Here is a 26447-nt window from a genome sequence, read left to right as displayed (position 1 = left end):
CCCTTCTCGGTCCGCCATCCACAGCCTGTGGATTCCCTGCCCACAGCTTGGGAAAGTATCGTGTCGCCGCTTCCTCGGCGTGTCGCTCGTAGTGCGGCCGCCACTAGATGTTGTGGTGCGTCGGTCTGAGGGTGTCCGTGCTCACCGCTCGGACCGCCCGATGAGTGATCTGGACGATAGCGGACCCGTCGGACCCTTTCGGTGCCACGCCCGGCCCACCGGCGCCTGTCCCCCACGACCTTTTCGCACCCCCTTATACAACACTGCACGACGCCGGCACATTCCTACTGAGGCAGCAGATCGGGGCCCCGGATTGTCCTCCCTGCTGGGCCGGGCCCCGGCTAGGACCGGCCGGACCGCGGGCGGCTCCGGCAGCCCAAGGTAGGCTGGGCTCAAACATCCAGATGCAACAGGAGAGCTGATGGTCAACACGGTGCACCTGCGCACGTTGCTCGAAGTGACCCGGCGCGGATCGTTCGCCGCCGCAGCCGCCAATCTGGGCTACACGGCCTCGGCGGTCTCGCAGCAGATGTCCGCTCTGGAGCGCGAAACCGGCGCCAAGCTGTTCGAGCGGTCGGCCCGCAGCGTCCAGCCGACCGAAACGGCACTGGTGATGTCCCGGCATGCGGCCAAGGTGCTCACGGACATCGATGCCCTGCTGGCTGCCACCGCCCGCAGCCAAGACACCAGCACGCAGGAAATCCGATTGGGCATCTTCCCAAGCCTGGCCACGTATGTTCTCCCCCGCCTGCTGCAGGCACCAGAATGGCCGGGCCTGGGCATCAATCTCAAAGTTTCGGTCGCCGAGCCGGGGCAGACGATCCAGGGGCTTCGGGCCGGCGGCGGACTCGACGTCGCGCTGGTCTTCCAGGTGGGGCAGGGCGGTTTAGCCTGGCCCAACACCGTGAGCCGGCAGTGGATCGGCGACGACAATTTCCGCGTGGTACTGCCCACATCGTGGGGCATCCGTCCCGGCGCCTCGGTGACGGCCTCGCAGCTGGCCGAGATGCCGTGGATCATGCACCACCCGGGCACCGCGGACGCCACGGTGATCGAGCGGCTCTTTGCCAGCTGCAACCTTCATCCGCGCGTGGTTGCCTACTGCGACGACTTCAATGCCAGCCTGGCTATGGCCGGTGCCGGGCTGGGTGCGGCGCTGGTCCCGGAACTGGCCATGCACAACGGACCGGACGGGATCGTGGTGCTGGACGTTCCGGAAATCCGGTTGGCCAGGAACATCTTCGCGCTGCTGATCAACGACAGGCAGAACGCGCAGCTGGGCCTGTTCATGGACCAGCTGTCCGTGATCCTGCGCGACATGAGCATCACTACCAGGCGCACCTAGGCAGGACGCCGGCAGCAACACGGCGCATCGGGCCGGCGCCCAGAGGCGACGGTCCCGCCGAGCCGGGCACCGCCGTCGTTATCCAGCGCACCCGGCAAACGGCAGGCGCCGCCGGTTCCCGCGGTGAACGGGAGCCGGCGGCGCCGGGCTGGTTAATGCCGGTGTGGTGCTGAGCTGCCTTACTTGGCGGTCAGGCCGTCCACGTATTCCTGGTTTTCGCCGATCCACTTTTCCACGACCGGGCCGTAGTCGTCCGTGTCTGCCTCGTTGAACATGGCGTTCTCCAGCGAGTACAGGGTCTCGGAGTCCATCTTGAAGTCCTTCAGCCAACCGGCCAGGGTCGGGAAGTCTTCCGCGAAGCTGTTGCTGGAGTAGGCGTAGATGCCCTCGGCGTCGCCGAGGGTTCCCTCCGGATCTTCGAGATCCTTGAGCGGGAACGCATCATAGGCCCAATGCGGGCGCCACAGCGTGACGGCGATGTTCTCGCCGGCGGCGGTGGCCGACTTGAGCTCAGAGAGCATGGCCGGGGTGGATGAGGTCAGGTACTCCATCTTGTCCAGGCCGTAGGTCGGGATGACGTTCTCGGTGGTGGCCTCGGTCAGGCCGGCACCGGGCTCGATGCCCACCAAACGGTTGTCGAACTTGTCGGCGTTGGCGGCAAGGTCCTTGAGCGAATCGACCGGAGCGTCCTCGTTCACCGCGATGGTCAGCTTGGCTTCGTCGTTCCACTGGCCCAGTTCGGTGATCTTGTCACCGTATTCTTCCAGGTAGCTGGCGTGCGTGACCGGCAGCCAGGTGTCCAGCGTCAGGTCATAGTCGCCCGTGGACAGGCCGGAGAATACCGGGGCCGGGTCGGCGTATTCCAGCGTGACCTTGTAGCCCTTCTCCTCCAGGATGGCCTTCCACAGTTCCGACGCGGCGATGCCCTCATCCCAGCCGTTGAAGACCGCGATGGTGACGTCCTGCTTGTCCCCGTTGTCCAGGCCGCTGGCTGCCTGGCCGCCGGCCTGCTCGCCGTTGCCACAGGCAGTCAGTCCGAGGGCCGCAATGGCGGCTACGGCCGCGAGCTTGCTGTAATGCTTCATATTGTTCCCTTCGTTATGCCCGTTAGGGCACGTTGATTGGTCTTGGAGCCAGACGTGTCAGGCGTCCTGCAGGCTTTGCTTCGCCGGCCGGCCGGAACGCTGGCGCCCTCCGGGCCGGGAGGCCTTGCCCACGCTGGCGGTCACTCGGTCCAGGAAGATGGCCAGGATCACCACGGCCAGTCCGGCTTCGAAACCGAGGCCCGCGTCGATCCGGTTCAGGCTGGCGACCACTTCCCCGCCCAGCCCGCCGGCGCCGACCATGCCGGCGATGACCACCATCGACAGGGCCAGCATGATCACCTGGTTGATGCCGGCCATGATCGTGGGCATGGCCAGCGGCAGCTGGATCTTGCGCAGGATGCTGCCGGGACTGGAACCGAAGGCGTATCCCGCCTCCACCACTTCCTTGTCCACGCCGCGGATGCCCAGCTCGGTGAACCGCACACCGGGTGCCATGGAGAAGATGATGGTGGCGATGATGCCGGGGACCACGCCCACCCGGAACATCACCAGGGCGGGAATCAGGTACACCATGGCGGGCATGGTTTGCATGAAGTCCAGGATCGGCCGGATGATGGCCGAGGCGGTGGCGGAACTGGCGGCCAGAATGCCCGCCGGGACGCTGATGACGATCGCCACCACGGTGGCCACGATGACCAGCGCGAACGACTCCATCGCGTGGTCCCACTGGTTCACGCCGACGATCAGCAGGAAGCCGACGGCGGTGCCCAGCGCCAGCTTCCAGCCCTTGGCCGCGTAGGCGATTGCGGCGAACACGATGATGATCACCACGGACGGAGGCGTAATGAGCAGCCACTCCAGACTGTCGTAGGCGCCCAAGAAGACACTGCGGATGAAGGCGAAGACCGCGGCGAAGGTCGCCAACAGCCAGTCAAGAGCGACGTCAACCCAGTCGCCCAGCGGGATGCGGAATTCGAGATCCATTAGAGGGTTCCCCCTTCAGCCGACGTCTTAACGTCCATCGATGTCTTGTTGAGCGTGCGCGTGACTTCCTGTTCGGGAATCGGCGCGGGAGCGCTTTCGACGATCGGAATGTCCGTGGTGCTGGACGGCACGTTGCCCAGGGCCGCAAGCAGTGTCACCCGGGGAATCACGCCCACCAGCCGGCCCTCGTCATCGACCACGGGCAGCGGAATGGGACTCTCCACAGCCAGGCCAAAGAGCTCCGAGAGCGGGGTTTCGGCACGAACCGGCCCGTTGCCATTGCGGACCGCGGCGGCCAAGTCCTGCGCCCGCGATTCGACCAGATGCATCACGTCCCGGTCGCGTACCGTGCCGAAGAAGGTCCGGCGCCGGTCCACCACGAAGGCTGCCGAAGTCTGCAGATCGCGCATGGTGCGCAGCGCGTTCCGCGGGCCGCCCGAGAGATTGACGACGGCGCGGGCCGGCTCCATCACCGATCCGGCGGTCAGCACGCGCGTCCGGTCCACATCCTGGACGAACTGCGCCACATAGTCGTTTGCGGGGTGCGTCAGGATGTCGTCGGGTGTGCCGATCTGCACAATCCGGCCGTCTCGCATCACGGCGATCCGGTCGCCCAGGAACATGGCCTCGTTCAAGTCGTGGGTAATGAACACGATGGTCTTGCCCAGATCCGCCTGCAGCGCGACCAACTGCTCCTGCATTTCGCGGCGGATCAGCGGGTCGAGGGCAGAGAAGGCCTCGTCCATCAGCAGAATGTCGGTCTCGGCGCACAGCGCACGGGCCAACCCGACGCGCTGCTGCATGCCGCCGGAGAGTTCCGCCGGGAACTTGTCGCCCCAACCTTCCAGCCCCACCAGCTTCAGGACCTTCTCGGCCCGGGCCAGACGCTCAGCCTTGGCCATGCCCTGAACCTCAAGGGCGTAGGCGGCGTTGTCCGCCACGGTGCGGTGCGGCATCAGCGCGAAGTGCTGGAAGACCATCGAAATCTTTTGCTGCCGGACCTTCCGGAGCTCGCCGTCGGAGATGGTCGATATATCCGTGCCGCCGACCACCACACTGCCCGCGGTCTGCGGCTGCAGCCCGTTGAGGGTGCGGATCAACGTCGACTTACCGGAGCCGGAGAGCCCCATCACGACGAAGATTTCACCGGCCCGGACGTCGAACGACGCATCGATCACTGCGGCAGTCCCCAAAGCGGAGACCTCCTCGCGCGTCTTTCCGGCTTTCAGGCGCTTGACTGCTTCGGCCGGTCGCTTGCCGAAGACCTTGTAGACATTTTGTACGCTCAGTGCAATTTGTTCGTTCACTACGGCCCGTCTACGCTGCAGCGCCGCCAGGAGCGGGCGGATTTGCAGCGATTGGTGCTTGGTCTCTTGCGGACAAATACACGCGTCAAACTCATAGGCTCCTGGTTGCCGTGGTGACGGCGCCCAGAAAGACGGTTTCGCCGAAGCGATGACGGGAAGCTCCCCCAACCGCCAGTTCGACGTCCAGCACATGTGGACTTGTGCCACGGGTCTGCGTTAGCTCGCCCACATGCCGTTCGTATTACTGGTTGTTCGTCCCCCACCGTAACAATCCGCTGTTCACTGTGAGCTGAATATCGGGCTGAAATCGGTAAAGTCATTGCAGGCTAGCAGCGGTATGGCCCCGAAATCCCGGGGCTGCGAAGGAGTTATGCCATCGTGACCACCGGCGCAGCAAACCGCGCGTTTTCGCAAGTGGATGCGTCCTGCGCAACAGATTTGCCTCACCAGGACGGGACGACTGTTGCCGTCCGTTGCTCCCGCAGGCGGGCAGGCACTCTCCGCTAAAGACACCCGCCTCCCTCGCTTCAGAAAGCATCCGGCAGCCAGGCAAGGCCGCCGGCAGCGCCGTATCAGACCGAAGTGATACCGAATAGACATGGAAGTCTTCTTGGCAATTGACGCCGGTGCTGTAACGCTCGACACACGCGAGCAGGTCGCGGTCACCATAGTCGACAAACAGAGTTACCCGACCATGCACCGCCCCTCGTACACCACAAGCACACTCGACCTGAGGAGAAGCATGACATTCGACGTTTCCGCCATGCGCGCGGAGTTCCCGTCACTGACATCTGGACTGGCCCATTTCGATGGCCCCGGAGGCACGCAGACGCCGGCGGTCGTGGGAGAAGCGATCGCCCAAACCCTGACTGGGCCGTTGTCCAACCGCGGCACCTCGGTCGCCAGCGAACGCAACGCCGAGAACGCCGTCGAAGGTTTCCGCACCGCCTTAGCCGACCTGCTCGGCGCCAAGCCCGAGGGGATTGTCTATGGGCGGAGCGCCACTCAAATCGCCTACGACTTCTCTCGCACCCTGGCGAAGACCTGGAAACCAGATGACGAGATCGTCGTCACCGGGCTCGACCACGACTCCAACATCCGCCCTTGGCTCCAAGCCGCCCAGACGGCCGGCGTCACCGTCCGCTGGATTCCGCTCGACCCCGCCACCGCAGAACTTGACCTTTCCGGCCTCACCGAGATCGTCAATGAGCGCACCCGTCTGGTCGCCGTCACAGCCGCTTCCAACCTGCTGGGCACCAAGCCCCCCGTTGCGCGAATCGCGGCACGCGCGCACGAAGTCGGTGCCCTCGTCTACGTCGACGGCGTCCATTACACCGCCCACGCCGCCGTCGACGTCAAGGCACTGGGTGCGGACTTCTTCACTTGTTCGCCGTATAAGTTCTTCGGACCGCACTGCGCCGCTCTCGCCGCCGACCCCGACTTGCTGGAAACCCTGAAACCCGACAAGCTCCTCCCATCCACCAACAACGTCCCCGAGCGATTCGAGCTCGGCACCCTGCCCTACGAGATCATGACTGGCGCGACCGCGGCCGTGGACTTCATCGCCAGCCTCGCACCGGTCGACGGCCCACGCCGGGAGCGGCTTATCGCCGCCCACCAGCTCATGGAGCAGCACGAAGTGCGACTACGTCACCGCATCGAAGAAAGTATTGCCAGCCTCGGGGACCGCATCACCGTCCACTCGACCGCCGCCGATCGAACCCCGACACTGTTCTTCACCTTCCGCGATAAGAACGCCACCGATGTCTCCCGGTTCCTCGCCGACGGTGACATCCTGGCCCCTGTCGGCAACTTCTACGCCCACGAGCCCTTCCAGGCCCTCAAGCTCACCGTCGATGCCGGCATGCGCGTCGGACTCGCCCCCTACAACGACGACACGGAGATCGACCGACTCCTCACGGCCCTGTCAGAGTTCCTCTAAGGACGACGGCTAGCGCCTTCGAGTTGTCGCAGCACGCGGGAGGGGTAAGCTCCGAAGTCACATCTGGTAAACGATCTGGCCATACGGCCGCAACGTCGTGTTGGCTCATTCTTCGATGGCGCGTAGGTGCTGTCGGCATACAGTGGCACGGCAGGCCGCCGTCGTCGTCGAGACCGAAGTCCCACCGGGACAAAAGAAAACACCCCGGTCCGAAGACCGGGGTGTCGCACGATGACCCGAGTCACCGCGAAGGATGTCTCAACTCATTACCTGGGTGGAGCTGAGGGGACTCGAACCCCTGACCCCCTGCATGCCATGCAGGTGCGCTACCAGCTGCGCCACAGCCCCTTGGAAGGGAAGTCTTTGCCGATGTGTCGGCGTGTATTCCACAGTGTGAATATCACCGATGGTGTCTTCACGAGTGGAGCTGAGGGGACTCGAACCCCTGACCCCCTGCATGCCATGCAGGTGCGCTACCAGCTGCGCCACAGCCCCGTTATCCTTGCGGATTCCGTGCCGCTTCCTTCGAAGCAACTTGAATATTCTATGCAGAGATCAGCACGGATTCCAAATCAGCGGACGGGTTCGGAACGTGTCACTGGCGCCGCACAGGACGGTACCATGCGGCAGGTGCCACGTTCCGCCTCGGCTACTCAGTCCCCGTTGACGCCGGCTTGTCGTCCAGTTGCAGGTCGATGGACGGGCAATCCTTCCACAGCCGTTCCAGGGCATAGAAGACGCGGTCTTCCTGATGCTGCACGTGGATGACCACGCCGGCGTAGTCCAGCAGTACCCAACGTCCTTCGGAGCGGCCTTCGCGGCGGATCGGGCGCAGATCCTGCTTGTGCAGTTCCTCTTCGATGCCGTCGACGATCGCGTTGACCTGCCGTTCGGTCTGCGCGGAGGCGATGAGGAACACATCGGTGATGGCCAGCCGCTCGCTGACATCGATGGCGACGATGTCTTCGGCGATTTTGTCGCTGGCTGCCTTAGCGGCGGTTCGCGCGATGGCGATAGAGCTTTCGGGTGCGGTCATGTGTCTCCTTGAAATGTAAACCAGCTATTGATTGGCGGCTTCAGCCGCCGAAAAGTCCAAGCATCATGGCGATTCCCGCTGCGAAGGCAGCGGCGCCAAGCACCAGGGCGGCACCGACGGCAAGCCGGGTCCGGTGGACCCGGGCCAGTCCCGCGGTCCGGGCGTCGAGTGGATCCAGTCCGTGGGCACTGCTGGCCTTGAGCGGGTGGATCGTAGCGCCGCGTCCCCCGGCCAGCGCTTCGGCCTCGGCCAGGATCTTTGACCGCGGTGCAGCACCCGTTGCTTCGGTTGCCCGGGGTGCGGGCGCCTGCTCCCGCGGCACCGGAACAGCCTGGGTTCTGGCGGAAGCTTCCGACTTCGTTGCAGGTGCTGTCGGCCGCCGCGGGCCGGGCGCCGCTTGGCGCTCGGGAGGCGTCTGGGCCGGAGCCGGCGTCGTCACTACAGGAACGTAGGACGTCGAGGACGGCCGGAGCACATGCTGGTCGGACCCCGGCACCGCCACGAACTCCATCGGCGCCGACGCAATGTCCGCTATCGGCCGGTTCGAGGCCGAGTGCCGCCGCTGTTCGTTCTCGTCGCTCAGCCGCTTCTTATCGGCAGCGCGGCGATTGAGGACTGCGGCACGCTCGGCCAGAGCCTTCTGCTGCGCTAGCAGTTCCAGGTCCACGTCATGCGGAGACTGTTCCTGCCTGGACTCCATCATGGCGACCATGTTCTTGGCCTGGCCCATCAGCAGGTCGCGGGCGGCCAAGGCCTGCTCCACGCTCATCTCGCCGGCGTCGACTGCCTCGCGTCCAGCGGCGGAGAGCAGTTCCTGCCCCTCGGTCTGCGGCTGGACCGGGTGCCGTCCTGTGTCACCGCTTCGCCGGGCGCGGCGGCCGCCTTCGATTGGCGGACGCTGCGGCTCATACGGGGCATCGGCCGGCGCAGCCGAAGTGCGGGTCCGGCCGTCGGCTGGCTGAGCCGCGGTGCGGGCCCGGCTTGCCATGGGCTTAGCCGAGCCGGCCGGGTCGACAGCCGGAGCGCCGGAGCCACCGGTCTGGCCAACCGCGGGGCCAGCCGAGGTTCCGGCAGGACCATCAGCCGGAGCATCCGGGGCGAGCCCGGGGTTTTCACGCTGCAATTGCTGTTGGCGCAACTGGCGCCGGGTCGGCACCTGCTCCCGCTCGGGGGCGGGAATCTGCGGCAGCGCTGCGGTCAGGGTCTTGAGCGCACGGCGTGCCTCTCGCTCGCGGGCGCGAGCCTGCGAGGACCGCTCGCCCTGGCGTTCCCGGGAGGCTGCGGGGCCGTCGCCGGAGGCTGCGGGGCCGTCGCCGGAGGCTGCGGGAGCTTCTCCCCCGCCGTCTACCGGGGCACCACTTGCTTGGGCATCCGGGACCTTCGGTTCGATGCCGGAGGCAGACTCCGGACCCGTACCGGCGCCATCGCGCTGCATCCGGATGTCCCGGCGGCTGCGCGGCGGCTGGGATTGATTGCTCATGCTGTACTGATCACCCAGTAGTAAACGACTGATTTCATTGGCTCGGTTCAAGTTGGCTCGTCACGGCGGCGCCCTGTGACGAGCGCCGGTAGAGACCGTACTTGGCTATGTACTGTACTACGCCGTCCGGAACCAAGTACCAGACGGGCTGGTCCTCGGCCACGCGCTCACGGCAATCCGTGGACGAAATGGCCATCGCCGGAACCTCCAGCAGGCTGACGTCCTTGCGGCCCAGGTTGTGCAGCTCGTGCCCCGGCCGGGTGACGCCCACGAAGTGCGCCAGCGACCACAACTCGTCGATGTCCTTCCAAGACATGATCTGCGCCAGCGCGTCCGCACCGGTGATAAAGAACAGTTCCGCGTCCGGACGCGCCGCGTGCAGGTCACGCAACGTGTCGATGGTGTAGGTCAGCCCCGGACGTTCGATGTCCACCCGGCTGACCGTGAACCGCGGATTGGACGCCGTGGCAATCACGGTCATCAGGTAGCGGTGTTCGGCCGGGCTGACATCGCGCCCGGTCTTCTGCCATGGTTGGCCGGTGGGCACGAAGACCACCTCGTCCAGGCCAAAGACGGACGCTACCTCGCTGGCTGCCACCAAGTGTCCATGGTGGATCGGATCGAACGTTCCGCCCATGACGCCAAGCCGGAGCTTGCGCCCCGGATAAGTGAGGTGCAGTTCTCCGGCTGGCGGGGCTTTGATAGGCAGCGCGGGCACGAACGGCTAGTGGCGCGCGGCTTGGCCGTGATCGTGCTTGTTCGGGAACTGGCGGTGCGGATCCACCTGTTCCTCGACGGCCGAGTGGCGCTGGCCCACACTGGTGAAAGCGATCGTGGCGAACATCAGGAGTACGAAGAAGGCCATGATTCCGGCGCCGATGGTCCACGCGGGGACCGGCAGTTCGACGTGGTGGGCTTCACTGGCCACGAGTGCGGCGTCGAGGACCTGAGACAGCATGATTCTCCCTTGATGTTTTTCAGTCCGGCCGCGCTCAGGCGGACGGGATATGGCTTCCTACTCATGGTACGCGTTCCGGCAACGGAACCGTGATTCAGCCCTGAGCAGGCCGACTCGCTCCAGGTTTAGTCGCGGACCTGGCCGTCGCCCTGGACGATCCATTTGGTGGTGGTCAGCTCCCGCAGGCCCATCGGGCCGCGGGCATGCATCTTCTGTGTGGAAATGCCCACTTCCGCGCCCAGGCCCAGTTCCCCGCCGTCGGTAAACCGGGTGGACGCGTTGACAATCACGGCGGCCGAATCGATCTCGGCAATGAACCGTTCCGCGTTGCGCAGGTCGTTGGTGATGATCGCTTCGGTATGCCCCGTGGTCCAGGTGCGGATGTGCCGCAGCGCGTCGTCCATGGAGTCCACCATGGCCACCGCCAGGTCCAGGTCCATGTACTCGCGGGCCCAATCGTCGTCGGTAGCGGTGGTGGCCTCGACGCCGGACGGCAGGATACCGGCCACGCGCTGGTCCACGTGCAGCCGCACTCCCGCGCCGGCCAGCGCAGCGAGCACATCGGCCGAGGCGGCGGCGTCGCGGTGCACCAGCAGGGTCTCCACGGTGTTGCAGACCGACGGCCGCTGCGTCTTGGCGTTGAGCAGGATGTCGACGGCCATCTCCGTGCCCGCCGATTCGTCCAGGTAGATGTGGACGTTGCCTTCGCCGGTCTCGATCACCGGCACCTTCGCGTTGTTGACCACCGACTGGATCAGTTCACGGCCGCCGCGCGGAATCAGCACGTCCACCAGCCCGCGCGCCTGCATCAGGGCGTTGGCGCCGTCGCGGCCGTAGTCGTCCACGCTCTGCACCGCATCGGAGGGCAGGCCCACCCGGTCCAGCGCATCACGGATGATGCCCAACAGGGCAACGTTGGTGTGCCGGGCCGCGCTGCCGCCGCGTAGGATCACGGCATTGCCGCTCTTGAGCGCCAGGCCGGCGATGTCCACGGTGACGTTCGGGCGCGCCTCGTAGATGGCGGCCACCACGCCCATCGGGACATGGACTTGGCGGAGCCGCAGCCCGTTCGGCAGGGTCTGCCCGCGCATCACGGTTCCCACCGGATCCGGAAGCACGGCAAGGCTTTCCAGGGCAGCGGCCAGCCCGTCGATCCGCTTGGTGTCCAGCGTCAGCCGGTCCAGCAGCGCGGCGCTGGTGCCGCTGGCTTTGCCCTCGTCCAGGTCCTGGCGGTTGGCTTGCAGCACCACGTCCCGCTTGGCGACCAGCGATTCGGCGATCTCCCGCAGCGCCTTGTCCTTCCACGCCCGGTTGGCCCGTGCCATCCGCCGTGCGGCGTTCCGGGACCGGACGGCGATGGCCTCAACGGCCGCGGCGGCATCCGGCTGCTGGCCGTCCTGGGACGCTTCGGCCGTGGACTGGGAAGAGGCTGTCTGGGTCATACAGCCGATTTTAGCCGGTGCGCCACGGGAAGCACGACGGCGGAGGTCACGTTACGCTGCAACCCCGGCCGGCGGCGTGGTTCAGAGCAGCACCAGGTCGTCCACGTGGATGATTTCGCGTTCGTACTGCCGGCCCAGCGACGCCGCGAGTTCCTTGGTGGAGCGGCCGAGCATCCGCGGCAGTTCGTAGGAGGAGAAGTTGACCAGTCCGCGGCCCACCACCCGGCCGTCGCCGTCGGCCAGTTCCACCGGATCCCCCGGCTCGAAGTCGCCCTTGACCGAGACGATGCCGGCCGGCAGCAGCGACCGGTGCTTGTCCCGCACGGCCTGCACGGCGCCGTCGTCGAGAATGAGCCGGCCCTGGACGGAGGCCAAATGCGCCAGCCACAGCAGCCGCGGCGGCCGGCGGGTGCCGCTGACCGCGAACCACGTTCCCACGTCCTCGCCGGCCAGCGCGCGGGCCGCGTTCGGTGTAGACGTGACCAGCGCCGGAATGCCCGAACCGGCGGCGATTCCGGCGGCCTCAACCTTGCTCATCATGCCGCCGGTGCCGACGCCCGCGGCTCCGGTGCGGCCAATGTTCACGCCGTCCAAATCCTCCGGCCCGGCCACCAGCGGAATCCGCTGCGCGCCGTCCTTGGGCGGACCGTCGTAGAGCGCATCGACGTCGGAGAGCAGCAGCAGGGCGTCGGCCTTGACCAGGTGCGCCACCAGCGCGGCCAGCCGGTCGTTGTCGCCGAAGCGGATTTCGTGAGTGGCCACGGTGTCATTCTCGTTGACAACGGGGACGACGCCGAGGTGCAGCAGCCGGTGCATCGCCCGGTAGGCGTTGGCATAGTGCTGGCGGCGCATCAAGTCCTCGGCGGTCAGCAGCACCTGGCTGACGGTGATGCCGCGGGCGCCGAAGGCCTGCGTGTAGCGGGCCATCAGCAGGCCCTGTCCCACGCTCGCGGCGGCCTGCTGGGTGGCCAGGTCCTTGGGCCGGCGGCCCAGGCCCAGCGGGGCCAGTCCGGCGGCGATGGCGCCGGAGGACACCAGGATGACTTCGGTGCCGGCGTTCCGGCGCGTTGCCAGCACTTCCACCAGAGACAGCAGCGCCTCCTCGGAGATGCCGCCGGCCACCGAGGTCAGTGAGGACGAGCCGACCTTGACCACCAGACGCTCTGCCGTCGCCAGCAGGGTCCGGTCGGCCGCCGTGGCCGGCTCAGAGCTCATCGTCGTCGTCATGGTCTTCCTTCTCGATCCAGACGCCTGACTTGCGCTCGGCCTCGAGCTCGGCGCGGGTGGCGGCCCTGGCCTCCTTGCGCTCCTGGTACTGCTCGCGCTTCTCTTCGCGGGTGGGCCGGATGTACTCCATCAGGCGCAGGTCGGTGCCGCGCGGGGAGGACAGCAGTTCCGCGCCGGCGGCCATGGTGGGCTCCCAGTCGAAGACCACCGCGTCGTCCTCGCCGATCACCACGGTGTCTCCCGGGCGCGCTCCGGACTTGAACAGCTGGTCCTCGACCCCCAGCTTGGCCAGCCGGTCGGAGAGGTAGCCCACGGCTTCGTCGTTGTTGAAGTCGGTCTGCTTGACCCAGCGCTCCGGCTTGTCGCCCAGCACCCGGAACAGCGGTTCCAGGTTCTTTTCTTCGCGGCGGATGATGAAGCCGCGGTCGTTCACGGACCGCGGGCGCAGCACGGCGGGGGCGACCTTCGGCGGGGCAGCCTTCACTTCGGCCCGCGCCGCGGTGACGATCTCGGCCATGGCGAAGCCCAGTTGACGCAGGCCCTCGTGGCTGGAGGCCGAGACTTCGAAGACTCGATAACCGCGCTTTTCCAGCTCGGGCCGGACGAACTCGGCCATGTCGCGGCCGTCCGGCACGTCCACCTTGTTCAGCGCCACTAGCTTGGGGCGCTCGTTCAGCGGGACCACGTCGCCGTCGGCCCCGGCGTAGCTCATGTCCACCGCGTACTGTTCCAGTTCGCGCTCGATGATCGCCAGGTCGGAGAGCGGGTCGCGGTCCGCTTCCAGCGCGGCACAGTCCAGCACATGCACCATGGCGGCGCAGCGCTCCACGTGGCGCAGGAAGTTGTGTCCCAGGCCCTTGCCCTCGCTGGCGCCTTCGATCAGTCCGGGCACATCGGCGATGGTGAAACGTACGTCACCGGCCTGCACGACGCCCAGATTCGGAACCAGCGTGGTGAACGGGTAGTCGGCGATCTTTGGCCGCGCCGCGGACATCGCCGCAATCAGGCTGGACTTGCCCGCCGATGGGAAGCCGACCAGCGCCACATCGGCGATGGACTTCAGCTCCAGGACGATGTCCCGCTCGTCGCCCGGAATGCCCAGCAGGGCGAACCCGGGCGCCTTGCGCTTGGCCGACGCCAGCGCGGAGTTGCCGAGCCCGCCCTGGCCGCCGGCAGCGGCCACGAATTCGGTGCCGTCGCCCACCAAGTCGGCGAGCACATCGCCGTTCTTGGTCTTGACCACGGTGCCGTCCGGCACGGGCAGCACCAGCGTGGCGCCGTTCTTGCCGCCGCGCCAGTCCCCCATGCCGGGGCCACCGTTGGTGGCATGCCGGTGCGGGGCGTGGTGGTAGTCCAGCAGCGTGGTGGTCTGGCTGTCCACGCGGAGGATCACGTCGCCGCCGTTGCCGCCGTTGCCGCCGTCGGGCCCACCCAGGGGCTTGAACTTTTCGCGCTTGACGGAGACGCAACCGTGGCCACCTGATCCGCCGGATACATGCAGGACTACCCGGTCAACGAATGTTGCCACGTGATCGATCTCCTCTATGCCGGTGGGCCCGAACCGAAACGGCCCACCAGTGATTCTAGTCTGGTTAAAACACCAGTGAGGCGGACCGTCGGCCCGCCTCACTGGAAAGCATTTTGCTGCTGGGGATTACTCCGCAGCCGCTGCCACGATGTTTACCACGCGGCGTCCGCGGCGGGTACCGAACTCAACGGCACCGGCCTCAAGGGCGAACAGCGTGTCGTCGCCGCCACGGCCGACGTTGGCGCCGGGGTGGAAGTGGGTACCGCGCTGGCGGACGATGATCTCGCCGGCGGAAACTACCTGGCCACCGAAGCGCTTGACGCCCAAGAACTGAGCGTTGGAGTCGCGGCCGTTGCGAGTGGAACTCGCACCCTTCTTATGTGCCATTTGTTTTGCCTACCTTTTGATCTTAAGGAACGTTACAGAAAGTCAACGGACCGCTTACGCGATTCCGGTGACCTTGACCTTGGTCAGTGCAGAACGGTAGCCCTGGCGCTTCTTGTAGCCGGTCTTGTTCTTGTACTTCTGAATGACGATCTTCGGACCGCGGAGATTCTCGACGATCTCGGCGGTGACCTTGACGTTAGCCAAGGCATCGACAGCAGAGGTGACCTTGTCGCCGTCGACCAGGAGCAGAGCAGGCAGCTCGATGGTGCTACCAGCCTCACCGGGGACGCGGTCAAGGGTCACGAGGTCTCCAACGGAAACCTTTTCTTGGCGGCCGCCGGCGCGGACAATCGCGTACACCACTTGGGAACTCACTTCTCTAGACGTTTATTACAGTTTTTGCTCGAATACGCAGGCACGCTCATGACGGCCTGGAAAGCACTGTGCATCCGCGCCTGCGGGTGGAAACCCTTCGAAGGCGTACGCACCGAAGATCTAGATTACGCTATTGCGGCTATCCGCCGCAAACCAGCGGCTCCGGGAGTGCCGGAGGGGCTCTGCGTGATCCTTTACCTGGCGCGAGCGGACTGGGATCCGTTCGGTCGCACCTAGTAATACTACTGCCGTCACGCCCGGACGCGTGCATTTCCCCTCCGCGACACGGCGGGCACAGCACAGGCCGCGGACCTTTTGGGTCCGCGGCCTGTCCTGTCACTGGTTGCTACAGCTCCGAGGCGGGCACTCCCACGCCCAGCACCAGCGGAGCGGCTGCTTCGGTCTTTCCTGCTGCTGCCTCCGCCAAAGCGGGCGCTGCCGGCGCGGACGCGGCATGCCGGTGGCTGCCGTTGCCCTCCGCGGAGATGGCGGCATCCACGGTCTCCACCGGGGCATCGGCCGCACCCTGCGGGCTGCTGGCGGCACGACGGCGGCGCGGCTTACGTACCGGGGCTGCTGCAGCCGGAGCCTGCGGCTCGGCGGCGGCCTCCGGCTGGACCTGGTCCGTCGGCCCCGACGGCTCGGCAGTTTGGGACTGGGCTGCCGGGGCCGGTTCCGGTGCGGCCACCGGGGCGGTCCGCTCCGGCTTCTCCACCGGGGCAACCTTGTTGAAGGCCTCGGTCAGGCTTTCCAGGGTCAGCGACGGCTCTTCCGGGGCGGCCACCGGAGCGTGCGTGGCGCGCGGAATGGCTACGGTTTCGCCGTTGATCTTCAGCACTCCCGCTCCGCCGTCCTGGTCGGCCGTCGCCGCGGGGGCAGCTACGGCTGCAGCAATGCCGGAATCGTCGGCACGGCGCGACCGGCGCTTGCGGCCGGAGGCAGCAGGCTGTCCCTGCGCCGGGGCCGCGGCCGCGGGTTCGGGCTTGCCGGCGCCGCTGGCAGCGGGGGCTGCCTCGCCGTCGTGCTGTTTGGCCTTGGCCGCCTCAGGATGCTCTTCCGCCTCGTGGGCGGCGTGGGCTGCGGCGGCGATGTTGGCCAGAGCCGCGCGGGCGGCCTCGGCCTTGGCCCTGCGCTCAGCGTCGTCCTCCTGCACCACAGGTGCCGGCGTCTCGGCGGGCGACTCCTGCTGGCCCTGGCCGCGGCTGCGGCGCTTTTCGCTGCGGGATTGCCGCTCCGAACGCTTCTCGATCCGGACCTGGTGGTGCTCGGTCGCGGCGCCAGTGCGGCGGTGCTCGACCGGTTCGTCGTGGGTGATCACGCCGCGGCCGGCGCAATGCTCGCACTGCTCGCCGAAGACTTCCAGCAGCCCGGTGCCCATCCGCTTGCGCGTCATCTGAACCAGGCCCAGCGAGGTCACCTCGGCCACCTGGTGCTTGGTGCGGTCGCGGCCCAGGCACTCGACCAACCGGCGCAGCACCAGGTCCCGGTTGGACTCCAGCACCATGTCGATGAAGTCGATGACGATGATGCCGCCGATGTCGCGCAGGCGCAGCTGGCGGACCACTTCCTCGGCCGCTTCAAGGTTGTTCTTGGTGACGGTTTCTTCGAGGTTGCCGCCGGAGCCGGTGAACTTGCCGGTGTTGACGTCCACGACGGTCATCGCCTCGGTGCGGTCGATCACCAGTGAACCGCCGGACGGCAGGAACACCTTGCGGTCCAGCGCCTTGTGGATCTGCTCGTCCAGCCGCTGGGCAGCAAAGATGTCCGTCTCCGACGTCCACTTCTCCAGCCGGTCCACCAGGTCCGGGGCCACGTAGGTGACGTAGGCCTCGATGGTGTCCCAGGCTTCCTCGCCGGAAACCACCAGCTTGGAGAAGTCCTCGTTGAACACGTCGCGGACCACCTTGATGGTCAGGTCCGGCTCCGCGTAGAGCATTTCCGGTGCCAGCGTCTTGGTGGAGCCGGCACGCGATTCGATGCCTTCCCACTGCGCGCGCAGCCGGTTGATGTCGTTCATCAGTTCTTCTTCGCTGGCGCCCTCGGCCGCGGTGCGCACGATCACGCCGGCGCCGTCCGGAACGTGTTCCTTCAGGATCTTCTTCAGCCGGTTGCGTTCCACGTCCGGCAGCTTGCGCGAAATGCCGGTCATCGAGCCGCCGGGTACATAGACCAGGAAACGGCCCGGCAGCGAGATCTGGCTGGTCAGGCGGGCGCCCTTGTGGCCTACCGGGTCCTTGGTCACCTGCACCAGAACCGAATCGCCCGACTTCAGGGCGAGCTCGATCCGGCGCGGCTGTCCGTCCAGGTGGGCGGCGTCCCAGTTGACCTCACCGGCGTAGAGCACGGCGTTGCGGCCGCGGCCAATGTCGATGAAGGCAGCTTCCATGCTGGGCAGCACGTTCTGCACCTTGCCCAGGTACACGTTGCCGATCAGCGAATCCTGCTGCGTCTTGGAGACGAAGTGCTCCGCGAGCACACCGTCTTCGAGCACGCCGATCTGGATCCTGTCGTCGCGCTGGCGGACCACCATCTGGCGGTCGACGGATTCGCGACGGGCCAGGAACTCGGCCTCGGTGATGACCTGGCGGCGGCGGCCGGACTCGCGGGATTCGCGGCGGCGCTGCTTCTTGGCCTCCAGCCGGGTGGAGCCCTTGACCGAAGCGACCTTGTTGCTGGGAGCGGTCTCTACCACCGGGCGCGGCGCCCGAACGCGGGTGACAGTGTTGGGCGGATCGTCCTCGGAGCCGCCGGTGAGTTCCAGATCGGCATCGCCGCGGCGGCGACGGCGGCGGCGGCGCGACGTCACGCCGTCCTTCTCCCCCGCACCTTCTTCTGCGGTTTCGGCGGCCTCGTCGGATTCTTCCGTGCCGCCCGCCTCGCTGCTGCCGGCCTCAGCCTCGGCGCGGTTGCGGGTGCGGCCGCGGCGGTTCCGGCGGCTGCGGCGCTGCCCACCGTCTTCGTCCTCCTCCTCGGAGTCCGCTGCCGCGGCCGGTTCCGGCTTGGCGGCGGCGACGGCGGACAGGTCCGGGGCGTGGAAGAGCAGGGATACCGGTGAGGCCGGAATGGTGAACGGATCGTGCCCACCCGCTTCGGCGGCTGGTTCTTCGGCCTGTTCCTCTTCGACGGCAGACCCGACTGCGGGCGCAGGCTGCTCCGCGGAGGCAGTCGCTTCCGCTGCTTCCGGGGCGGCGGCCGTGGCCTTGGTGGAACGACGACGGCGCGAGGGCGCCTTCGCGGGCTGCTCCGCCTCGGTGGCGGCCTCGGTACCGGCGACGTGCTGAGCCGGTGCCTCGGTGCCGGCGGCCGCCTCGGCGGTGGTTGCCTGGGTGGTGGCTGCCTGGGCGCCCGAAGCGCCCGTTTGCAAGGCCGTGGGCTCCTGCCCACCGGCCGGGGCCTCGCCTTCGGCGGTGGTCAGTTCAGCCGCGGCGGCCTCGGTGGTCTGCGCCGCGGTGCTGCGGCGGGTCCGCGTCGTGGCGGTAGTGCGACGGCGGCTGGCCGGCTTTTCGGCGGGTTCCTCCGCGCCTTCGGCCTCCAGGATGCCGTCGGCATCGACGGGCTGCTCGACCGGCTGCTCGGCACGGCTGCGGCGCCTGCGGGCCGGCTTGCCCTCGGTTTCGCCGTCGGCCGGCGCTGCTGGGTCCAGCACACCGTCGGGAGCGGCTCCGCCGGCGGGCTCGGCCGACTCGGCGGCCGGCTGCGCGTCGGTGCCCTCCTGCAGTGCCGCTTCCTGTGCTGCTGCTTCGGCTGCCTTCTGTGCGGCGGTCTTGCGCGGCTGGCGGGTTCGGGCCTTGGCGGCGGGGGCCGCTTCGGCAGCCGGGGCGGCGGCGGGTTCGCCAACGCTTGCGAAAGCTGTCTCTGTTGCCGCGGCGGTGGCCCCGTCCGGCTGCGTGGCCTGGGCGGCCGCTGCTTCGGCGGCCTTCTCGGCGGCGGTCTTGCGCGGCCGGCGCGTCCGGGTGGGGGCTGCCTGCGTTGCTCCGGCGGGCTGGCTGCCTCCCGGAACCGCATCGGTCGGCTGGTCAGCCGCGGGAGCCGCATCGGTGCCCCGCGCTGTGGCGGAGGCACCGCCGTCGTTAGTGGACTCAACGGCCGCGGCGGGCAGTTGCACATCCAGCTGGTCCTGCGACGGTGCGGACACAGTGGGCTTGCGACGGGGGCGCGGCGGTTTCTTGGCTGTTCCCTCCGGTGAGTCGGCCGGTGCGGAGGTAGCGGGTATTACCTGTTCATTATCCATTTAAAATTTTGCTCCAACCCTTGCGGCACCGGCCACATCCCGGTGCCCTTGGGGGCATGTAGCCGGGTGTCCGGGCGCCTGGGGCTGCCCGCCACCGAAAGTCGTCTTGGTATCACCCGAGCTCGCGCCATCACGTGGGGCGCGGCACACCCGGGGACCAGCGGCGCTTTTCCGTCTGCCGTATCTATCTTCTCTTCACCGGCAGGGCCGCCCGGCGGATTCCCAGCGCCCATCCGGATTGATGGGCTCCTTGTTCGGGAAGCATCGCCGACGGACCTGGAAGCCTGTCGCTGGACCAATAGCGGCATGTGGGGCCGCTATCAGCCACGATCATTCTCTCACACCGGGTCCGTTTTGGTGAGTATTAGCCTTTCCCTCCGGCGTAGAATCGAGCCAATTGCCCCCGAGCTCGAGGAACACGGTGCACATCGACGCGCAACCCTCCACATCCCTGGCCTCCACCGCCTCCGGCCACCGGCCGGACAGCGAGGTTCCCGGCATCGCCCGGGAAAAACCGTTCGCTTGGCTGCTGCTGACCACCGGCGTCTTCGGCTGGATCATGTCCGGCATCCTGGTGCTCGAGCGGCTGGCCACCTATCAGGACCCTGACCATGTGACCAGCTGCGACATCAACCCGTGGGTTTCCTGCGGCAAGGTGTTCCTGCACTGGCAGGCCTCGCTCTTCGGCTTTCCCAACCCGCTGATCGGCATCGTCGCCTTCGCGGTTCCCATCACGACGGCGGTGGCGATCCTTGCCGGGGCACGGTTCCGCCGCTGGTACTGGATCGGCCTGCAGACCGGCGTCACGCTAGGCTTCACCTTCGTCGTCTGGCTGTGGAGCCAGGCGCTCTACGACATCCACATCCTGTGCCTGTACTGCATGGGCGTGTGGGCCGCGATGATCGCGATGATGGTCCACACCACGGCGCGGAACCTGGCGCACGGGGTCATCAAGGCGCCCACGGGCGTGGTCCGCTTTGCCGGCAGCTGGGCCTGGACCATTACCGCCCTGCTGTGGATCGTGACCGCCGGGTCCATCTTCCTGGCGTTCATCGACGCGTTCCTGGGCTGATTTTTCTGCGCTATTTTCGTGCGCTTTTTCGTGCGCTGATCTTCGTCTTAAACGGCCAGAGGCCGCGTCCCCGTTCGGGGTCGCGGCCTCTGTGCGTTGCGCTGAGCCTAGTTGCGCTCAGCCTAGGAGAACCAGATGCCGATCTCGCGCTCGGCGGACTCCGGTGAATCCGAACCGTGGACCAGGTTCTGCTGCACCTTCACGCCCCAATCGCGGCCGAAGTCGCCGCGGATCGTGCCGGGAGCGGCGGTGGTGGGGTCGGTGGTGCCGGCCAGCGACCGGAAGCCCTCGATCACACGATGCCCCTCGAACACGGCGGCGGCCACCGGGCCGGAGAGCATGAATTCGACCAGCGGCTCGTAGAACGGCTTGCCGACATGCTCTTCGTAATGCTTTTCCAACAGCTCGCGGGTGGGCTCCACCAGCTTCAGTTCGGCCAGTGTGTAGCCTTTGGCCTCGATGCGGGCCAGGATGCTGCCGGTGAGACCGCGGGATACGCCGTCGGGCTTGACCAGTACCAGTGTGCGTTCAACGCTCACAATTTCTCCTCTGTCGCTTCACGATTAACCCCGTTTTATCCTACGGGACGGGCTGGCGGCTGCTCAGCGGACGTCGCCGCCCGCGGCCCCTGCCTCCCCGCCGTGCTGGCGCTCCCAGTCCGCCTGTTCGGCGTCGCGCTGTGCGTTCTCGCGGTCCAGCCGGCCGCCCGTGCGTACCGCGTACCACCAGGACAGGGCGAACAGCAGCCCGACCACGAACATCACCGGTTCGACGATGCCGGTGGCGATCAGCAGCACCTGCAGGCCCCAGCCGATGGCGTAGCCGGCGGGGCGGCGCAGCAGCGCGCAGCAGAGCACCAGCAGGACGCTGAGCCCGATGCCGAGCCCCAGGATCAGTGCCGGCGCGACCTCATCGCGGTAGAGCCCGAACACCACCAGCGTGGCGAAGAAGGCAACGAAGGCTTCCAGCAGCAGCACCGTGGAGGCGAACATGGTCTTGATCGAGCGCCGTTTCTTGGGCGTGTCCGGGCGCCATTCGCGCTGGGCTTTGGTCAGTTTGGCCATGGATCTTGTTACTTTCCTAGCAGGATTCGGGCGTCGGCGACCAGGGTGATGGACCCGGTGATCAGCACGCCGCCGGAGAGGTCGTTGTTGGCTTCGGCCCGGGCCACGGCCCATTCGATAGCGTCGTCCAGCCGGGGCGCGATGTGGACGGCGTCCTCGGGGAATCCGGCGGCCATGGCGTCCTCGGCCAACTGCTCGGCCGGAATGGCCCGGGGCGAGTTGGACGCGGTGACGCAGACTTCGTCGGTCAGATCCTTGAGCTGCTCGCGCAGTTGCTGGAACAGTCCGATGGCGTCCTTTTCCTGCAGCACCCCGACCACCGGGACCAGCGTGGTGAAGTTGAACGCCTCCAGGATGGCCTGCGCACTGGCCTTCATCCCGTCGGGGTTGTGGGCGGCGTCCACAATGATGGTGGGCGCGGTCCGGACCACCTCCAGCCGGCCCGGCGAAGTGACCTCCAGGAACGCCTCGCGGAGCACTTCGACGTTCAGCTCTTTCTCTCCGCCGCCGAGGAACGCCTCCAGCGCAGCCACGGCCACCGCCGCGTTCTGGGCCTGGTGCGCGCCGTGCAGCGGCAGCAGCAGGTCCTCGTAGCGGCCTGCCAGCCCATTGATGGTCAACTGCTGCCCGCCAACCGCCACCATGCGGGACTCGACGCCGAATTCAACGCCTTCGAAGCGGAACGGCACCTGCATGTCGCGCGCCTGTTCCAGCAGCACCTCGGCTGCGTCCAGCGGCTGCGCGGCGCTGATCAGGAAGCCACCGCTCTTGATGATGCCGGCCTTCTCCCGCGCGATGTCCGCGGTGGTGTCCCCTAGCAGCTCCGTATGGTCCAGCGAGATCGGGGTGACCACCGAGACCTGGCCGTCCACCACGTTGGTGGCGTCGGTGATGCCGCCCAGGCCGACCTCGACCACCGCCACTTCCACCGGCTCGTCGGCGAAGATGGCGATGGCAAGGATGGTCACGCACTCGAAGTAGGTCAGCCGCGGTTCGCCCTCGGCGTTCAGCTCCTGGTCCACAATGTCCAGGTACGGCCGGATCTCGTCCCAGACCCGGACGAAGGTCTCGTCCGCGACGGGCTCGCCGTCGATGCTGATCCGTTCGGTGACCTTGGACAGGTGCGGACTGGTATAGCGGCCGGTGCGGAGCCCGTGTGCCCGCAGGCCGGCCTCGATGATCCGCGCCGTGGACGTCTTGCCGTTGGTCCCGGTCAGGTGGATGCTTGCGAAGGCCTTGTTGGGTTCGCCCAGGATGTCCATCGCACGGAACAGCGGTTCCATCCGCGGTTCCATCTTGTTTTCCGGGGCGCGGCCCAGCAGTTCTGCGTAGACGCTCTCAACGCCGAATTCGTCACTCATGGTCGGTGTCCCTTCAGGATCCGGTCTTTTCCACGGACACGGCATCGCCGTCTCCGGCCACCAGGACAAGGTCCACGGTGAGGGTTTCTTGCGAGACCAGCCCCTGGTGCAGGGTGAGGGCGTCCAGCACGGACTGGTCTGCCGTCACCGTGGTGCGGATGCGGTCGCTGACTACCAGTCCGGCGTCCTTGCGGGCCTGCTGGATGGTGCGCACGTAGTCGCGCGCCACGCCCTCGGCTTCCAGTGCCGCGGTCACGGTGGTGTCCAGGACCAGGAAGCCACCGCCGGGCAGCATGGTGACTGCGGCACCTGCGGCGGCGTCCTCGGCGACCACCGTTTCCAGCGAGTATTCCGACGGCTCCAGCACCAGTCCCCCGGCGGTGACCACACCGGCGTCGTCCACCGACCAGTCACCGGACTTGGCCGCCTTGATGGCCTGCTGCACGTTCTTGCCCAGCCGCGGTCCGGCGGCCCGGGCGTTGACCACCAGCTTTTGCGAGATGCCGAACTCTTCCGGCGAGGCGTCCGCGGCGTCGATCAGCCGGACGGACTTGATGTTCAGTTCGTCCTGGATCATCACCGCGTACTGTCCCGAGAGCCGTTCGGCGCCCGGGACCACCGCGGTCAGCGAGGCCAGCGGCAGTCGCACCCGCAGGTTCGCTCCCTTGCGCAGGCTTGACCCGGACGAGCAGATCTGCCGAGTGGTGTCCATCAGTTCCACCAGCTCGGCAAGCTGCGGGAACTCACCGGCGTCAGGCAGGTCGGTCAGATGGACCGAACGTCCGCCGGTCAGGCCGCGCCAGATCTCCTCGGTCACCAGCGGCAGCAACGGAGCGGCCACGCGGCACACGGTTTCCAGCGCGGTGTAGAGCACGTCGAACGCGTCGCGGTCCTCGTCGAAGAACCGCTGGCGGGAGCGGCGGATGTACCAGTTGGTCAACGTGTCCAGGTACTCGCGCAGCGCATCGCAGGCACCGGAGACGTCGTAGGCGTCCAGCGCGGCGGTCATGTCGCGGACCAGGTCCCCGGTGTTGGCCAGGATGAACCGGTCGAGCGACTCCATCCCATCGATCCGGGCGGTGTCGCCGAGGACGGAGCCCGCCTCGAAGCCGGCGCCGTTGTTCGCGGAGTTGGTGTAGAGCTTGAAGAAGTGCCAAACGTTCCACAGCGGCAGCATCACCTGGCGGACGCCGTCGCGGATGCCCTGCTCGGTGACAATCAGGTTGCCGCCGCGCAGGATCGGTGACGCCATCAGGAACCAGCGCATGGCGTCGGAACCGTCGCGGTCCAGCACCTCGGACACGTCCGGGTAGTTGCGCAGGCTCTTGGACATCTTCTGCCCGTCCGAGCCGAGCACGATGCCGTGGCTGATCACATTGCGGAACGCCGGGCGGTCGAACAGCGCGGTGGCCAGCACGTGCATGGTGTAGAACCAGCCGCGGGTCTGGCCGATGTACTCGACGATGAAGTCCGCCGGGTTGTGGCTATCGAACCAGTCCTTGTTCTCCATCGGGTAGTGCACCTGGGCGTACGGCATGGAGCCGGAGTCGAACCAGACGTCCAGCACATCCTCCACCCGGCGCATCATCGACTGGCCGGTCGGGTCGTCCGGGTTGGGTCGGACCAGGTCATCAATGTACGGACGGTGCAGGTCCACCTCGCCGTCGTGATTGCGCGGCAGGGTGCCGAACGCTTCCTCCAGTTCGGCCAGCGAGCCGTAGACCTCGCGGCGCGGGTAGTCCGGGTTGTCCGATTCCCACACCGGGATGGGCGAGCCCCAGAACCGGTTACGGCTGATGGACCAGTCGCGGGCGTTCTCCAGCCACTTGCCGAACTGGCCGTCCTTGACGTTTTCCGGGATCCAGTTGATCTGCTGGTTGAGCTCGACCATCCGGTCCTTGAACTTGGTCACCTCCACATACCAGGACGAGATGGCGCGGTAGATCAGCGGCGTGCGGCAGCGCCAGCAGTGCGGATAGCTGTGCTCGAAGCTGGCCTGCCGGACCAGCCGGCCCTCGGCCTTCAGCACGCGGGTGATCGGCTTGTTCGCCTCGAACACCTGCATGCCGGCGATCTCGGCCAGCGGGCCCTCGGCGAAATTGGACAGGAACTTGGCGCCCTCGTCCACGGACACGATCACCGGGATGCCGTGGTCCTCGCAGATCTTCTGGTCGTCCTCACCGAACGCCGGAGCCTGGTGGACAAGGCCCGTACCGTCGGTGGTGGTCACGTAGTCGGCCACTACGATCTGCCAGCCATTGCCGGTGCCCCACTTTTCGGCGTCCGTGTAGTAATCCCACAGCGGCTCGTAGCGCAGGCCGGCCAACTGGGTGCCGGCGTAGGTGGCGGTGACCGCTTCGGTGGCGGCAGCGGCGTCGTCGTACCCCAGATCCTTGGCGTAGGAGCCGAGCAGGTCCTCGGCCAGCATGAACTTGTCCCCGGAAGCCAGGGTTCCGTTCGGTCCCGCCGGCAGCACCACATAGTTGATTTCAGGGCCGACGGCGAGCGCTGCGTTGGTGGGCAGCGTCCAGGGCGTGGTGGTCCAGGCGAGTGCATTGACGCCGGCCAGTTCCGCGGCCAAGGGGTTCTCCGAGCCGTCCGCCCGGATCGGGAAGGTGACCGTGACCGTCTGGTCCTGGCGCATCTTGTAGACGTCGTCGTCCATCCGCAGCTCATGGTTGGACAGCGGAGTCTCGTCCCGCCAGCAGTATGGCAGCACGCGGAAGCCTTGGTAGGTCAGGCCCTTCTCGTGCAGCTGCTTGAAGGCCCAGATCACCGACTCCATGTACTCGACATTGAGCGTTTTGTAGTCGTTCTCGAAGTCCACCCAGCGAGCTTGGCGCGTAACGTAGTTCTGCCATTCATCGGCGTACTTCATCACGGACGTGCGGCAGGCATCGTTGAACTTGTCGATGCCCATGGCGACGATCTGGTTCTTGTCCGTCATGCCCAGCTGCTTCATGGCTTCCAACTCGGCGGGCAGGCCGTGGGTGTCCCAGCCGAAGCGGCGCTCCACCTTGTGGCCGCGCTGCGTCTGGTAGCGCGCCACCAGGTCCTTGACGTAGCCGGTCAGCAGGTGGCCGTAGTGCGGCAGCCCGTTGGCGAAGGGCGGACCATCGTAGAAGACGAACTCGTTCCCGCCATCTTCGCCGGCATCGACGGAGGCCTGGAAAGTGCCGTCCTGCTGCCAGTATTTGAGCACCAGTTCCTCGATCTCGGGGAACTTGGGCGAGCTCTCGGCAGCGGCAGCGCCGGCGGTGGAGGCCTTGGGATAGATCAGTGGCATTTTCGTCATCCTGGAAAGACAGCTCGGCAAGTGTGGGTACTTCTGCGAGGACGTGCCCTGCTCCAGCGCACCGGTGCGGCTTGAAAGCCGAACCTGCTGCCGGGGCGGAACCCGCGGTACCACCTCACTTGCTGGCCTGATGCGCCGAAACCGGTGCAAAGGGACAGCCACTCGTTCGCTGCTGTGACGGGCTTACCCGTCCGGCTCTACTAGGCCCGGTGTTGCTGTGTGGACCGTTCTTCCGGAAGCTCACCGGTGATGGCCGGGTCGAAGCTTGTAGCTCAAGTTTAGGGCCACATCGCCGCGGCTGTCGAAACGCCCGGCAGCACGGCCGGCAGCGCGGCCGAAAGCTCTGGACCCGCGGCAGGCTTGCCTG

20 protein-coding genes and 2 tRNA genes are annotated in these 26447 nt (G+C 67.0%); 3 read left to right on the top strand and 19 right to left on the bottom strand.

Features of this window, described 5'->3' with window-relative positions; translation table 11 throughout:
* Window positions 1–421: 421 nt before the first annotated feature.
* On the top strand, window positions 422–1345 hold the full coding sequence (locus AC5RWT_RS03465; RefSeq protein WP_494079146.1) for a LysR family transcriptional regulator: 924 nt from the start codon (window positions 422–424) through the stop codon (window positions 1343–1345).
* Between the two features lie 179 nt (window positions 1346–1524).
* On the opposite strand, the gene AC5RWT_RS03460 is transcribed toward AC5RWT_RS03465, so the two are convergent.
* From AC5RWT_RS03460 to AC5RWT_RS03450, 3 genes are read right to left on the bottom strand one after another with little or no spacing between them, the layout of a single operon-like run.
* Complete coding sequence (locus tag AC5RWT_RS03460) at window positions 1525–2430, bottom strand: glycine betaine ABC transporter substrate-binding protein (RefSeq protein WP_494079145.1); 906 nt, start codon at window positions 2428–2430, stop codon at window positions 1525–1527.
* A gap of 57 nt (window positions 2431–2487) precedes the next feature.
* A complete protein-coding gene (locus AC5RWT_RS03455; protein WP_494043616.1) occupies window positions 2488–3375 on the bottom strand; it encodes an ABC transporter permease in 888 nt (295 codons plus the stop codon).
* A complete protein-coding gene (locus tag AC5RWT_RS03450) occupies window positions 3375–4682 on the bottom strand; it encodes a quaternary amine ABC transporter ATP-binding protein (protein ID WP_494079144.1) in 1308 nt (435 codons plus the stop codon). The genes AC5RWT_RS03455 and AC5RWT_RS03450 overlap by 1 nt, the downstream gene beginning before the upstream one ends.
* 610 nt (window positions 4683–5292) lie before the next feature.
* On the opposite strand from AC5RWT_RS03450, the gene AC5RWT_RS03445 reads away from it, so the two are divergent.
* Window positions 5293–6624: a cysteine desulfurase-like protein gene (locus tag AC5RWT_RS03445; protein WP_494079143.1), complete on the top strand. Its 1332-nt coding sequence runs from the start codon at window positions 5293–5295 to the stop codon at window positions 6622–6624.
* A gap of 275 nt (window positions 6625–6899) precedes the next feature.
* Here AC5RWT_RS03445 and AC5RWT_RS03440 read toward each other — a convergent pair.
* The 12 genes from AC5RWT_RS03440 to AC5RWT_RS03385 all read right to left on the bottom strand — a co-directional run bounded on the left by AC5RWT_RS03440 (window position 6900) and on the right by AC5RWT_RS03385 (window position 19288).
* Window positions 6900–6972: transfer RNA gene (locus AC5RWT_RS03440), tRNA-Ala, on the bottom strand.
* Window positions 6973–7046: 74 nt separating this feature from the next.
* Window positions 7047–7119 (bottom strand) — tRNA-Ala (locus AC5RWT_RS03435).
* Between the two features lie 154 nt (window positions 7120–7273).
* On the bottom strand, window positions 7274–7660 hold the full coding sequence (gene rsfS, locus AC5RWT_RS03430; RefSeq protein ID WP_494043614.1) for a ribosome silencing factor: 387 nt from the start codon (window positions 7658–7660) through the stop codon (window positions 7274–7276).
* 40 nt (window positions 7661–7700) lie between these two features.
* A complete protein-coding gene (locus tag AC5RWT_RS03425) occupies window positions 7701–9140 on the bottom strand; it encodes a hypothetical protein (protein WP_494079142.1) in 1440 nt (479 codons plus the stop codon).
* Between the two features lie 34 nt (window positions 9141–9174).
* Window positions 9175–9819: a nicotinate-nucleotide adenylyltransferase gene (gene nadD / locus AC5RWT_RS03420; protein WP_494044174.1), complete on the bottom strand. Its 645-nt coding sequence runs from the start codon at window positions 9817–9819 to the stop codon at window positions 9175–9177.
* 45 nt (window positions 9820–9864) lie between these two features.
* A complete protein-coding gene (locus AC5RWT_RS03415) occupies window positions 9865–10098 on the bottom strand; it encodes a hypothetical protein (RefSeq protein WP_494043612.1) in 234 nt (77 codons plus the stop codon).
* Window positions 10099–10223: 125 nt separating this feature from the next.
* A complete protein-coding gene (locus tag AC5RWT_RS03410) occupies window positions 10224–11540 on the bottom strand; it encodes a glutamate-5-semialdehyde dehydrogenase (RefSeq protein WP_494079141.1) in 1317 nt (438 codons plus the stop codon).
* Between the two features lie 81 nt (window positions 11541–11621).
* On the bottom strand, window positions 11622–12767 hold the full coding sequence (proB, locus tag AC5RWT_RS03405; protein WP_494043610.1) for a glutamate 5-kinase: 1146 nt from the start codon (window positions 12765–12767) through the stop codon (window positions 11622–11624).
* Complete coding sequence (gene obgE / locus AC5RWT_RS03400) at window positions 12745–14295, bottom strand: GTPase ObgE (RefSeq protein WP_494043609.1); 1551 nt, start codon at window positions 14293–14295, stop codon at window positions 12745–12747. Before obgE ends, proB begins: the two co-directional genes overlap by 23 nt.
* 126 nt (window positions 14296–14421) lie before the next feature.
* Window positions 14422–14682 carry a 50S ribosomal protein L27 gene (gene rpmA, locus AC5RWT_RS03395; RefSeq protein WP_127513717.1) on the bottom strand — a complete coding sequence of 87 codons (261 nt, stop codon included), beginning with the start codon at window positions 14680–14682 and terminating at the stop codon, window positions 14422–14424.
* A 54-nt stretch (window positions 14683–14736) separates the two neighbouring features.
* Window positions 14737–15045: a 50S ribosomal protein L21 gene (gene rplU / locus AC5RWT_RS03390; protein ID WP_127513859.1), complete on the bottom strand. Its 309-nt coding sequence runs from the start codon at window positions 15043–15045 to the stop codon at window positions 14737–14739.
* Window positions 15046–15403: 358 nt separating this feature from the next.
* Window positions 15404–19288 carry an Rne/Rng family ribonuclease gene (locus AC5RWT_RS03385; RefSeq protein ID WP_494079140.1) on the bottom strand — a complete coding sequence of 1295 codons (3885 nt, stop codon included), beginning with the start codon at window positions 19286–19288 and terminating at the stop codon, window positions 15404–15406.
* 397 nt (window positions 19289–19685) lie between these two features.
* On the opposite strand from AC5RWT_RS03385, the gene AC5RWT_RS03380 reads away from it, so the two are divergent.
* A complete protein-coding gene (locus tag AC5RWT_RS03380) occupies window positions 19686–20360 on the top strand; it encodes a vitamin K epoxide reductase family protein (protein ID WP_494079139.1) in 675 nt (224 codons plus the stop codon).
* 122 nt (window positions 20361–20482) lie between these two features.
* On the opposite strand, the gene ndk is transcribed toward AC5RWT_RS03380, so the two are convergent.
* From ndk to ileS, 4 genes are all read right to left on the bottom strand, one after another.
* Window positions 20483–20899 carry a nucleoside-diphosphate kinase gene (ndk, locus tag AC5RWT_RS03375; protein ID WP_127513711.1) on the bottom strand — a complete coding sequence of 139 codons (417 nt, stop codon included), beginning with the start codon at window positions 20897–20899 and terminating at the stop codon, window positions 20483–20485.
* A 63-nt stretch (window positions 20900–20962) separates the two neighbouring features.
* The gene (locus tag AC5RWT_RS03370; protein WP_494079138.1) at window positions 20963–21424 is read right to left on the bottom strand and encodes a DUF4233 domain-containing protein; all 462 of its coding nucleotides are present in this window, start codon (window positions 21422–21424) and stop codon (window positions 20963–20965) included.
* A gap of 8 nt (window positions 21425–21432) precedes the next feature.
* A complete protein-coding gene (locus tag AC5RWT_RS03365) occupies window positions 21433–22785 on the bottom strand; it encodes a bifunctional folylpolyglutamate synthase/dihydrofolate synthase (RefSeq protein WP_494079137.1) in 1353 nt (450 codons plus the stop codon).
* Between the two features lie 13 nt (window positions 22786–22798).
* Window positions 22799–26080, bottom strand: a complete 3282-nt coding sequence (gene ileS, locus AC5RWT_RS03360; protein WP_494079136.1) for an isoleucine--tRNA ligase — start codon at window positions 26078–26080, stop codon at window positions 22799–22801.
* Window positions 26081–26447: the final 367 nt, after the last annotated feature.

Source organism: Arthrobacter sp. Dra40 (assembly GCF_059091905.1).
This window is presented reverse-complemented; position numbering and strand designations above follow the sequence as displayed.